This is a genomic window from Dysgonomonas termitidis (genome assembly GCF_054657735.1).
In genome coordinates this window covers 992,595-1,005,073 of the sequence record NZ_BAAHYD010000002.1, presented here as the reverse complement: position 1 = coordinate 1,005,073, position 12,479 = coordinate 992,595, and the positions used below count along the sequence as shown (strand labels likewise).

The window sequence follows — 12,479 nt, the reverse complement described above, 5'->3', positions numbered from 1 at the left end:
GATACAATCCCATAAAAGGGAATATCCGCCCTTTTATGAAAAACAGTAAAAATAAGGAAAATCCCATAAAATGGGGAATTTCCCACTTTATGAAAGATATTGAGGAACAGGGGCTTAAAAAATTTATATAAATACGCAACACTTAAAATTAAAAAAAATGGAACGGAAATTTTTAAAGACAGCGGCTAAAAAGCCTTACATGATTGACAACAACGAAGGTATAAATTTCAGCCTACAGGTGGTAACGCCTAAGATTGACGGGGTTCCGGCACAAAAGGAGCTCTTATTCCTGGCCGGGGATATTATACCTGATAATTTGACAAAAGACGGATCTTTGGTTATATCCGTTACGAAGGATGATGCAAGGAAACTCATTGACAGGCTTATAAGGCTTGCAGATGAATTATAAGGGGTATAACGGAACGGGTATTTTATGGGTTGCAGCAGGGTGTTTTACATCCTGATGCAATCATCCGGTAAACGACAGGAGCTTAGTCCTGGAATAGTTTAAAATACCTCTGACAGCTTTCTTGCCTTTAGGAATGTAAGCATTTGGTAAACCGTGTATTGTAAAATAATAAAGGATTTATATGGGCCTGAATCCGGGCCCATATTTTTTTTGCAAAGGTCTGTAAAGGCATGCATCAGGATCTCAAGGTGTTTTTTTATAGTTTGTTGTAGCTTGTACTTTCCTGATTGTACAAGTTAGAAGCGACAGGTGTAGCAGATAAGCGGCAACAACCAACAAAACACGACCTGCACACCGGATTCATTTTTGTTAAATACAGGATTTACAAAAATGGATTCCATATAACACCCTGTATATCATACAGGTGACCATTCACGCTTGTTTTTGGCCGTTTTTACGGTTGTAGTTGCTGTCCGGTGTTGCTTTTAGCTTGTATTAGCTGCTTGTGGGTTGCTGCCTATAGCTGATGGAAGCAACAGGAGCAACTGACAGGCAACAGGACAGTAGAGGTCATTGGATAGTCTGTGTATTTCAATCCTGTTTTATTTGATAAATACAGGAATTGGTAAAGCAGTTTCAATGTAATTGTTTGTAAATCATATTTATTGATGCTTATAATCCCTTGATATCCGTTACAGGCAGGAGCAATCTTATTGGATTATTTATTTCTGGTTCTGTGATCTGTATATCATAAGAGTAAAGGAGCAGAAACAAGATTTTTGCAACCAAAAGCAGCAATAGCCTTATTAATTTGTAAGCAACCAGTAAGCTATACAGGATAGTTTAATAGGAAATTACTATCTATTAGTAAGCAAGGTGTAACAAGTGCAAGGTTGGCAGTAGCAACTTATCAACAACTTTGCATCGACAGTACCGGCAGGAGTAATCATCTACCCAACCGGATTATAACAGATGTGTGGTATGCTATGCTATACCATACAGGTGAAGCATACGATTGATAAGTAACAGGTAGTTGTAACCGGAAGCAACCACCTTGTAATACCACACCGGTAGTTTACCGCACACCGGTTTTATTCCTAGTAATACAGGACAAAACGGGTTCCGGTTGATTCGACATATTGAAAACATGGATTTTTATAAATTAAAATTTTATATTTGCAGTGTGTAACAACCTGCTTTAATACTGATGCAAGCTTTGACTCTAAAGAATCAAATAATAAATGTCCGGAGATAGGCATAATCCCAAATAAGCTATAAATACACGGAAGCTATTTCCATTTAAAAATTATCAATTATGATTGAATTTCATCTGAAAGTCTTATAGGTATTCATTTGTTCCGGATAAGTCCGGGACATAAACCTATAAGAAAATGAGCAGAAGCAGAAAAAGAACTCCTGTAAGCACGATTGCCTGTTGTAAATCCCAAAAAGCGGATAAACGTATTTGTAACCGCCTGTTCCGCCGGGAAAGTAAGGTCTTGCTGAAACAAGGGAAAGATTTACCTTCCCGCCTGCGTGAAGTTATGGATGTCTGGAGTTTCGCGGGCGATGGGAAACGTTATTGGGGCTATGATTGCCGGTTCATCGAAAAATTAATGAGGAAATGAGGACAGTTATTGATTTAAACGGATTCAGGCTAATATCCACGTTCATGCTAACTATAATTGAACGTGATGATGGAAACAAGAAACAAACAGTGGAGGCTTGGACAACGGGACAGGCTCTATGCTGCCAAATAGAGGGCTTAATTTGATATAAATATACCCGAATCGGGAATCTTTAAACTTAAATTTGACAATAGCATAAAATTCAGTAAAAATGAAAAATCAAAATACGGCTACAATATTAGCTTTATTTTTAGGGGGATTTGGAATACATAAATTCTATTTAGAAAAAGAGTTTCAAGGGTTGGCATATTTATTGTTTTGCTGGACACTGGTACCTTTCGTTTTAGGTATTATAGATGGAATAATGCTTGGATTGATGTATGAGGACACATTTTATGAGAAATATAACAAGCAAATTAAACTGTGCAATAACCAATTTAAAAATAGATGCGTATTATGCACTGAGTATTTAGATTCTGCAAATATCACGAATATTAAGCATAATATATTGAAAGATAATGGTGTAGTTTGTGATAAATGCTTGAAAAAGATTAATGATGTTAACCCTAAGATAGCAATGGGCCTTAATAATTTTCATCTTGAACATATAAAAAATTTACTACAAAAATCGGACTTACGCAGTACGCGAGTAGCAATTAATACTGTATCTTCCAATAAAGATTATCCCGTAAAACTTAATAAAAAATATAAGGCTCGTGCTTTTCATACAGGTCGTAACTGCTGGAAAACTGTTAATAATATAATAGCAAAAGATGAGAACGAAGTACGCGAATTACTTGATAACTCCGAATTCAGGGAGCCATATCAAATTGAGGAGATATTTCGAGAGCCTACAGAACGGCAAATAGAATTTGCTCCTTATTTTGGTATAAAAACACCTGTGGGTGCTTCACAGGAGGATGTGTCTGCTCTTATTAGCATACAACAGGATGATGATATTCCAGCCGATATCGGCCTTATCGAATATGCTACCGAAGAAGGATTTTATATTTCAAGGTATACCGGAAGGAAAGCATTATATAATCTTATATTTTTCAATAGTTCATTGGAAGACAGAATTGCTTTTTTCATCTTTTGTGTCTACAGATGGCTATCTGTTGACAGAGAGATCAATCTTAATAAATCCAGACACAAAGATTTATTTTATGAATTTTCATATAAAATGCAGACAGACAGAGAATTTATTAAATCATTGAATAGGTATCAGGGAGAAGATTTAATCTGGTTCGGAACATTTACACATCAATGGAATGATTACTCCGGAGGTAGTAAAAACACCAAGGCTTATAAAATCTGTGCTCTTTTTCTGAAAGATCGATTAGGTATATTATCCGAAGGAAATAATACTATTAATCCGAATATTAGGAAAATCAAGAAAGAACTAATTCCTGACTATCGTTATGACGCATTTCCACCTATTCGGGATACAGGAAGAAATAAAAATTATAATCGCAGCAATCAGGGATGCTTCAATACAGTTGCTTTATTTTTGTTAATGTTTTTTATTTTATTAATTTTCGCTTAATTAATTCAAGTTGCTATTTATAGAATTATCCAATAAAAAAGGTCAATCCCTTAACTTTGCGGTGCTAACACACAAAAAAGGACTGACCATGGTTACAAAAACCATTGCAATATACGTATTTTTTGATGATATATTGAAATCGATGAACCACAAAGAGCCTGAGAGCCGTAAGACCAGTGATGCGGAAATCATTACGGTAGTTCTGATTGCCGCCCAGTATTTTGCAGGCAATATAGAGAAATCCATCTGTTTTGTCCGTTCTACCGGATTGATGCCTCGTATGCTTGGCAAAAGCCGCTTCAACCGCAGGTTGCACAATATAGGAGAATTTCTTAGCCAACTCTTTTTCTATACAGGCCAGGCAATAAAGGGTATGAGCCTTGAGACAACTTATAGCATCGATAGCTTTCCTGTAGAGGTCTGCCATAATATACGCATAAGTAGATCCAGGATTGTCAAAGGGGAACAATACCGAGGTAAATGTGCTTCCAAACGTGTTTATTTTTATGGTTTTAAAGTTCATATGATAGTTACTTCGGATGGTATTCCCGTAGAATTTACCTTTACAGCAGGCGGAATCCATGATATTGACGGTATAAAACAATTGCCGGTCAACCTGCCTGATGGAAGTCAACTTCTGGCTGATTCCGCTTACACTGATTATTTGCTTGAAGACATGCTGGCCGATAATAATATTTATCTGAAAGCTGCCAGGAAAAGTAATTCCACAAAGCCGCATAATCCGTGTATGGAATATCTGATATCTATTCACAGAAAGCGGATTGAAACAGCTTTTAGTGATATTACCAAGTATTTGCCTAAGAAAATTCATGCCGTCACTCAAAAGGGGTTCTTGATTAAACTTATTGCTTTCATTTGGGGATATACTTTTGATAAAATTTACAATCTATAAATAGCAACTTAAATTAATTAATATATCGATAATATTTTAGTAATAAACCATGGGAAACGAAATCATAAAATGTCCAAAATGCGACAGCCAATAAATACACACCGACAAAAAAGGATAGCGTTATAGCTTAAATTTTATGAATATGATCATAGTGACGGGGATTCTTTTTGTTCTTTATTGACTCTATTAGAAACTCCAGTTTACGAATAATTTGAAAATCAAAATTTTTAACGTTAAAAATTTGATTTTTCACTACAAAATGAGTTCTTTTGTAAAAAGAATAATCCTTTGCTCTCTGAAAGGCTACGTGGTACGTAGCTCACTAGTGTAGGAGGCACGGGATTATTCTTTTTTATTTGAATTCTTAGAATAATTCAGGTCTCTAAGGCAATTACTAGGCTTAAAGCTCCAATGTCTATATGGTTGCTCCCATCTTTCGCTAATATCTACATATCCAGTACTCTCTCCAATATTAAAATTAGGCCTTAATTCCCTAAGTTTTTTATTAATATGTTTATAAAGTTTTTCCTTTAAGATAGTACGTTTACCCCGTCTGTTTGTGTTATCTAATTTTTCTTTATGCTTATTATTTAATCTAAAACAGATTGCACCCAGAATCAAATCCATACACTGAAGAGGTAGATGTTGTTTCGAATCTACTTCAAAAATATCCCCCTCTCTTATACATATATTCGCTTTCTTTAATTCTGTATCCTTATTTAATTCGTATAGATGTTTAATAAAAGTCTTTTTATCTTCTCCTTTTAATGGTATATTATCTAAATGTATTTTTAAATAAATGTTAGATTTTTCTTTATTTGAATATCGTAATCCAAATCCATGTTTTATAAATTGATAATATAAAATAGGGAATTCAGCCTTTTGTTGCTCTTTTGTTAAACCTATAGGAACATACTGCTTATTTTTGAAGAAAATACGAATTTTAATAAGATTCTCACTTAAAAGATCAAATATAAAATCGACCAACTTTATATATCTTTTAAAGGTGTGGTTATTTACTTTTTGCCATTTTATTTCTTCTGTTATATCAAGTTCACGAGTTATATCGTTCATCATTGATATAACATTTTTTAGGTTGGTAGATTCTATTAATATTCCACCATAAAAGTTAGTATAATACTCACCTTCCTTATCACTTTCGTCGAACCATATATAATATACCATCTAATTAAAGTCATATAATGTGGTACGAAAGTGCTAAATTTTCCGGTTATATAAAAATAATTTAATCATAAATATTTATTTTTTCATAAACTATTTTCATTTAAAAAGTGAGGTAAATTTACCTCAACCTAAAAGCCGCTCATCTTCCCGGATAATCTACTCCATCCTTAAAACATAAAGCATCCTCCCCTTATATTTGTTATAATAATGCATAAAATCAAATTCATAACGCATATCCTCCGTCCGTGCTCAGCCACTTAAATTGTAAAATTACGTATCTATTTTAGAGTATTTTTGTAACCCTAATGCATTGATATTTATAAAAATTATGATTAGCAAGATACTTATATCCTTAGCTGTAGTACTTGTAACCTACCCTGCCTGGAATTTCAGCAACGATGAAATATCCCTAAAAAACTGGTTTCGGTAATACTTATCGTTATCTCCCAGCTATTGGTGTTAAGGGGCAAAAAGAATAAAAGGGAATAACGGGTGTTGTTACTTAGTGATTTTTTATGTTAAATATTCATCAAATAAAAAGTATACAATTATAGCAAACAATTCTGTAGAATTTCTGTAGATAGACGCAATATTTCGAAAAAATGCTACTTAATATTCGTAACTATTCGGGAAAAGAAGAAGTCAGGGTATATGATTATGTGGACAGGCATGTGCCTGTACTGGAACGGATGTACCGGAAACGCCTGGCGGGTTACAAGCAGTTGGGATATAAAGTTATTCCGGAAGAGGATGCAGGACAACAGCTATTCCTTTATCCTTGAACAGGCCGGGTTTCCTGACTGTTGACAAATACAAATATAAAACAAAAAGCGGCACCATTCAGGAACCGCCTCTGTTTAAGGATTATGTACAGGATTCAGGACTTATAGCCCAGGCTTATATATGCGTTTGTGTTTTTTATTTTTACATCAGTATCTTCTATTTGGCCGGCGTATATGTTAGCGATACTCAGGTCACTGCCCAGGTCTATTCTAGCATCGATTTTTTTCGATTAAGTATCAGGCGGGGTTTGTTAGTGAAACCAGACTTCTGGTTGATATTTTTTTGTCTCTTGCCGGAAAATTTATTTAATATGATTAATTGTTTTGAGTCGGCATGAAAACTACTTTATGTATTAGAATATAATATCTAATTTATATGCTAAATAATTAAAACACATAGTCTTCGTTTTTAATAATTTTCTTTATCTTTGAACGCAAACAAAACTACACTGTAAGCGAGTTAACAATTAATAGTTATTAAACAAATTAAAAACCATATTTGTATGAACACAAACTATTTAAACCGATCTCCCTTTTGTCAAAAAACGGCAGTTAGTTTTTCATGCATTCAGCTTATCTCACCAGAGAAATATACATGTTATTCAAACAATAAAACGATGCTCCCGTTTTTTAGTCCGTAATGTATTCATATACATTTTGAATCAGCAGTTAAAGAATTACAGGATAGCTTTTAGCAGTGGCATATTTACTCCGTCAGTTTTCTGTTATTGAATGTGGAGTTATGTTACAGTAGTGCATATATGGGGAATCCCTGTAAAGGCTATATAAAATAAAAAAGTATGTGGCATTGCTGTTTTTGCCCGACTGAATAATATGGATTTATAAATTGAAAATGAATCATTCAAAAACAAAAATATATGGCAATAATTGATTTAGTCAGATGGTCGCCGCAGGGAAATAAAACGATTTATGCATGGCGTTTCCCCGAGACCAATTTAAGTACCTACACGCAACTCATTGTGCAGGAATCGCAGGAGGCGGTATTATTCTCAAAAGGACAGATTGTTGGCAAGTTTGGCCCTGGGAAACATACATTAAACACTGAAAACCTGCCTGTTTTACGCAACCTATTCGGAATTCCTTTCGGCGGAAAAAATCCTTTTACGGCAGAAGTGTGGTTTGTCAATAAAACCACACCGTATAACATTGATTGGGAAACCAGTAGTATGTCAATGCATGATCCGGACTATAATACGCAACTTCCGCTTGTCTCAAAAGGACGTTACGGTTTGAAAATTACCGCTGCCGAGAAATTCCTGGTCAAAATCGTCGGAACAAAATCCGAATTTACACAGGACGATTTGACCGATCAGTTCCTGGGCGAATTTTCTACGAAAACAAAATCCACCATTCTGCAATTTATGCTTAAACACAGGATCGGTTTTAAGTCCATTTCCGCCTACTTAGACCAACTTTCCGAATTTTTGAAGGGTACAATGGCTGCATTTTGGGAAAATATAGGCCTGGATCTGACACAATTCTATATCACAAGCATTGATATCGATACTTTGACTGAAAGCGGCAGGCGAGTAGCAGATGCAATCGCACAGCAAAGTTCGATGTCGATTACAGGACATACCTGGCAACAGGAACAGATGTTTAATACAGCCAATAATGCAGTGGATAATTTTGGCAACGGTAACGGTAGCCTTATCGGCGGTTTAATGGCAATGAATATGATGGGAGGAATGGGAGGCGGAGGTAGTGCCGGTGCCGGAATGATGCAGCCGCAGTATAACCAGCCTGCTTTTGGCGGAAATAATCAGGATTTTCAAGGACAACCAATTCAAAAGGAACAACAGGTAAAAATGGTTTTCTGTTCAAATTGTGCTAAAAAGTTTCCAAACACAGCCCGGTTTTGTCCGCACTGCGGCGACTCCTACGATCCTTGCCCTAAGTGTGGAACGGACAATGCACGAAACGCAAAGCGCTGTGTCAGTTGCGGAACACCGTTAACAGGCAGTGGCGAAGGCGGGAATGTCTGCCCCAGTTGCAATGCGCCGATGCAAACGGGAGCAACTTTCTGTGGAAACTGTGGTAAACAGGTTTCTTCGGGTGATAATTGCAGCCGTTGCGGAACAGCATTGGCACCAGGCGTAAAGTTCTGTCCGAAATGCGGGAATAAGAGATAATTAAGAATTCGAATTAAAAAATCACAAATACCATGACTATAAAAAATATCCTTTCGTGGTTATTATTGCTTTTTGGTGAAGGAATCATTATAACGGCGTTTATCCTTTTTAAAGGCGAACCCCCAACAGATATTCTTATTTTGAATATTACAACCGGCTCACTCGTTTACGGGCTGTTTACTTTTAATTACCGTACACCTTGGATCAATCTGAAGGACAAATCGCAAAAACAGGTTGGAGCTTTGGGGATAAATTGGCTTATAACCTGGTCTTATGCCATTTTTGCAGCCGGATTGATTGTAATCGGCTATTTTGTACCTGAACTCACTTTTACCATTCAACTGTTTATCCACCTTGCGTTCTTATTTTTCCTGTTTTTGTGGCTCTTGCTTTCCCGTCACTCTGTCGACAAAGTAGCAGAAGTTTATATGCAGGAAACGCAAAACTATAACGAAATTAACGAAATGAAATCTGCGATGAGGCGCTTGAAAGACAAAATGAATGATTTGCCGGAATTACCCGGAAGCTTTACAAACCGCATTAATTCGCTCGAAGAAGGGTTACGCTTTATTTCTCCTGCAAATAACGAGGAAGCGTACAATTTAGAACGTTCTTTTACGAATATTGTGAGCGATATTTCTTCTGCAATTCATAATTATTCAATGAATGAGGCGGAAATAGAAAACAATCTCAAAAACCTTGAAAGAATTTATCAAAACAGAAAAAATACATATTCAAATTAAATCAAATAAACAATGACAGGTAAAATTTTCCCCGAATCGGGTAATATCTATCAAGACCAAGCGAAGATATTATTCAATTATTATAGCCGAGCGGCTGAAAAGATCGTAACCGAAGAGGAACGGTTAGAACACGAAATTGTGGTTTTGGAAGAAGAAAAGGTAATTTTGAAAGAACAGATTTCCGGTTTGTGGGTATGGTTCCTGACCATTATACTGTTCTTTATTTATTTCATAAAAAAGAACGGTCTGGAAAAAGAAATTGCAGAAAAAGACAGCCGTATTGCCGAATTTGAAAAGCAACACGCTGAAATTTTCCGCGATTACAAAATGAGTAAGCTTGGCGTGGCATATGTTCCCGTTGCCGACCAAATCAAGTATGAAGATAAAAGCTTTATTGTAGATTATACCGGCAAGGTTGATGAATCGGAAGTTACACTGCAACTCTCGCGTCAAAACGATTTGCTGATAGAGACTATTGCCGATCTGGAAAACCTCTCCTCCGAAGCGCCGATCGTTGAAACCTCCAATGAAACAGAAACGATTGAAACAGACGATTATTCCACTTCTATCCAGGAAATCAACCAGCACGATTATTTTGGAAAGCTGGAACGCTCGCTACGTACAATTTCTTACTGTATGGATGACCTTGACACTACTTCGGTATCGCTTCCGCTGGTTGCCGGGAAAAGTGAGTATTTACAGTTCCTGGATGAATTTGCGACTACGGAACTGCCTGTAAATGCTCCGGTTATCAATGTATTCGATAAAGGAAAATATACAGGAAGTATCAATAAATTTCAGGAACTCAATAAATTAAAAGATTCTTTATCGAATAAAACACAGCAGTTTGAAGATGTATTGAAAGGCTTAATGATTACGATGGCAAACTCCGTGCAGGCGATTTCCGCATTGAAAGTTGCTTCTACAGACAAGATTGTTTTCGAATCGAACAAAGTACTATATCAAATCCTCAAATCTCCATATAATCATTACTCGCCTATACTTGAACACGAAGAAATCGAACGTATCCGGAATGAGAAGTTTGATTATAGTGAATCAGTCCAGGGTTACGAGCCGTTCCAGCTTAAACTGAGTTCGCGGGTTCGCTACAACCTGCTTTCGGGTATGTGGACGGCAGAAGACGGCAGCACAATCAACCTGCCTTTTGGCGTACACCAGATTTATGAAGAAATCGTTGCGCCCGTAGTACAAAACCTGATGAATGAAAACCGCATTGAACGCCTGAAAATCTATAACCATATCAAAGACCAGAAAATTAATTATCTCAACAAGTGGCATCAGGATACCGATGCGTTCTATCGTGCCAACCGTGCCGAAAGCGCTGATATTATTAATTTGATGCAGGCAAGTTTACGTGAGTATGTTGCCGCTTACAATACTTTGATATCGTTACAGCGTACCGAAGACAGTATGGTACAGTCGAACGGTTCGCTTGATTCTACTGTTGTCGATGTAGTTGACAATACAACCGAAACGCTTGCCGCTTTCGAATTGCAATCTAATGAATTTAAAAATACGCAGGCAAATTTCGAGGAATATATGGAGCGCCTCAAAGAAGATATTGATCAAAAAGCTGAGAAATTTGGCCATATCGAATACTTCGACGCCAAACTGCGGGATGGACATTCGAACGAAGTTGCCGTCGCCACAAGCGAAATCCACGATTTAGATGCCCGCCGCAAACCGCTTGCTCTTGTAAATCCGTTGTTTGCAAAAACGTCCGAACTACCGCCTTCTCCAAATATTGAAGATATTACTTTTGAGCATATTTCTTTGAATCTGCCAGTTATTGCTAAAAATGTGTTGGAAAACCTGAAAGATGACAATTTGCAGACGGAAAACGAAATTTCACAATCTGAATTTGACACAACAGGAAGCGCAACGGATTTTGAAAAGGATACTTCTGATGAAAATTCTGAAATTCAGGAAAATAATAGTGTGGAAACGGGACAGGAAGGACAAGGAAGATATCAGTATTCCGCAGAAGAATTATATGGTTTCCCCGACGATGTATTACAGCAAATAATGGATGAAATGGGCATGGAATACAATGCTGAAGATTTTGAGCGCGAGAAAGCAATTATTGATATCCTTGAATCCCAAGGCGAATTTAATAACGAATAAGGAGGGACAACTATGGCTTCATATATCGATTGTGTAGTAGACACCAACCCGATGGCACAGGAAATAAGCACTGTGTCCAATCACATTAAAGGAACTACAACTGCTGTTGTAGCAATGCAAACTGCCGTTGTGTTAGCAGAGCAAAAGGCTGCCGACCATGTTTGCGATAATGTAAACAAAGGCTTTTATACTTTGATCCGTTCTCAGATTTCGCAGAAAATAGCCAAACTGCAAAGCGAAGTAGACTCACATTTAATGCATCTCAATCAGCAGCGTAAACAACTTTTGTCTGTCAAAAGCAGGATGGAGCACGATTATAACATGATTTCGGGCCGTTACCTGAAACTTTTCAACGGGCTTAACCAAAACCTGAAACAGCGGGTCTTGGAACTCGACAGACCTATGATTGACTTTGCCGTAAAAGAAGTGGAAAAAGTATCGAACAGAACCAAATACCTGGCAGCAACCGTCCCTGTTTCGCAGTTGGAGTCATTAGCGGCAAGCCAGAAAATTATTGCCTCGAATGTAAAATTCCGGGGTTTGAAGCTTATCAATTCAATGAGCAACTTCCTTGCCGATATGTCGGAACAGAAGAAATTGACTGACCGTATTTTGGTGGAAAAAGTAAACGCGGTTGAAAATTCCATATTGTTCATTCCTGTTCTTATCAGCGAATGTAATTTTGATAAGTACGGCAACGAAGATATCGATGTTGCGGTTAATAATGTTCAATTAAGCCAGCAGGCGCAGGCGGTTGTAAAAAATGCCGTTAATCATCATATTGAAAACCTGCAATGGCAGCCAGTAAAAGAAATAGACAAAGAAGTAAGAAGCGAATTCAGCAAATTGCTTTCATCAGCCAATACTTCGCAGCGTGTTAAAGAGATGGCTAACAAACTGTTTATGGCAAATAGTTTTCAAACAATGAAACCCCCATGACGTAAAAGCCGCCAAAGAGCATGTAAAAGTTCGCAA

At 36.9% G+C, this 12,479-nt stretch carries 11 protein-coding genes; 9 read left to right on the top strand and 2 right to left on the bottom strand.

Annotated features, from left to right (window positions below; all coding sequences use genetic code 11):
- The first annotated feature begins 157 nt into the window (after positions 1-157).
- Complete coding sequence (locus ACYQ3L_RS08055; protein ID WP_379998093.1) at positions 158-409, top strand: hypothetical protein; 252 nt, start codon at positions 158-160, stop codon at positions 407-409.
- Positions 410-1,393: 984 nt separating this feature from the next.
- Here the strand turns inward: ACYQ3L_RS08055 and ACYQ3L_RS08050 are convergent.
- Entirely contained in the window at positions 1,394-1,558 is a 165-nt protein-coding gene (locus tag ACYQ3L_RS08050; protein ID WP_379998095.1) for a hypothetical protein, read from the bottom strand.
- A 242-nt stretch (positions 1,559-1,800) separates the two neighbouring features.
- On the opposite strand from ACYQ3L_RS08050, the gene ACYQ3L_RS08045 reads away from it, so the two are divergent.
- The 3 genes from ACYQ3L_RS08045 to ACYQ3L_RS08035 all read left to right on the top strand — a co-directional run bounded on the left by ACYQ3L_RS08045 (position 1,801) and on the right by ACYQ3L_RS08035 (position 4,496).
- A complete protein-coding gene (locus tag ACYQ3L_RS08045) occupies positions 1,801-2,037 on the top strand; it encodes a hypothetical protein (RefSeq protein WP_379998097.1) in 237 nt (78 codons plus the stop codon).
- 211 nt (positions 2,038-2,248) lie between these two features.
- Positions 2,249-3,583, top strand: coding sequence for a TM2 domain-containing protein (locus ACYQ3L_RS08040; RefSeq protein ID WP_379998099.1), 1,335 nt, complete (start codon positions 2,249-2,251; stop codon positions 3,581-3,583).
- Positions 3,584-3,671: 88 nt separating this feature from the next.
- Positions 3,672-4,496: an IS982 family transposase gene (locus ACYQ3L_RS08035; RefSeq protein ID WP_459952367.1), complete on the top strand. Its 825-nt coding sequence runs from the start codon at positions 3,672-3,674 to the stop codon at positions 4,494-4,496.
- Between the two features lie 342 nt (positions 4,497-4,838).
- Here ACYQ3L_RS08035 and ACYQ3L_RS08030 read toward each other — a convergent pair whose 3' ends face one another.
- Positions 4,839-5,681, bottom strand: coding sequence for a DUF3800 domain-containing protein (locus ACYQ3L_RS08030; protein ID WP_379993821.1), 843 nt, complete (start codon positions 5,679-5,681; stop codon positions 4,839-4,841).
- Between the two features lie 602 nt (positions 5,682-6,283).
- Between ACYQ3L_RS08030 and ACYQ3L_RS08025 the strand changes: the two genes are divergently transcribed.
- The 5 genes from ACYQ3L_RS08025 (at position 6,284) to ACYQ3L_RS08005 (ending at position 12,443) form a co-directional block, all read left to right on the top strand.
- Positions 6,284-6,463 carry a hypothetical protein gene (locus ACYQ3L_RS08025; RefSeq protein WP_379993820.1) on the top strand — a complete coding sequence of 60 codons (180 nt, stop codon included), beginning with the start codon at positions 6,284-6,286 and terminating at the stop codon, positions 6,461-6,463.
- 878 nt (positions 6,464-7,341) lie between these two features.
- Positions 7,342-8,616 carry an SPFH domain-containing protein gene (locus ACYQ3L_RS08020; protein ID WP_459952382.1) on the top strand — a complete coding sequence of 425 codons (1,275 nt, stop codon included), beginning with the start codon at positions 7,342-7,344 and terminating at the stop codon, positions 8,614-8,616.
- Between the two features lie 32 nt (positions 8,617-8,648).
- Entirely contained in the window at positions 8,649-9,359 is a 711-nt protein-coding gene (locus tag ACYQ3L_RS08015) for a hypothetical protein (RefSeq protein ID WP_380002196.1), read from the top strand.
- Positions 9,360-9,371: 12 nt separating this feature from the next.
- Positions 9,372-11,504 carry a hypothetical protein gene (locus ACYQ3L_RS08010; RefSeq protein ID WP_380002194.1) on the top strand — a complete coding sequence of 711 codons (2,133 nt, stop codon included), beginning with the start codon at positions 9,372-9,374 and terminating at the stop codon, positions 11,502-11,504.
- Positions 11,505-11,516: 12 nt separating this feature from the next.
- On the top strand, positions 11,517-12,443 hold the full coding sequence (locus tag ACYQ3L_RS08005; protein ID WP_459952381.1) for a hypothetical protein: 927 nt from the start codon (positions 11,517-11,519) through the stop codon (positions 12,441-12,443).
- Positions 12,444-12,479: the final 36 nt, after the last annotated feature.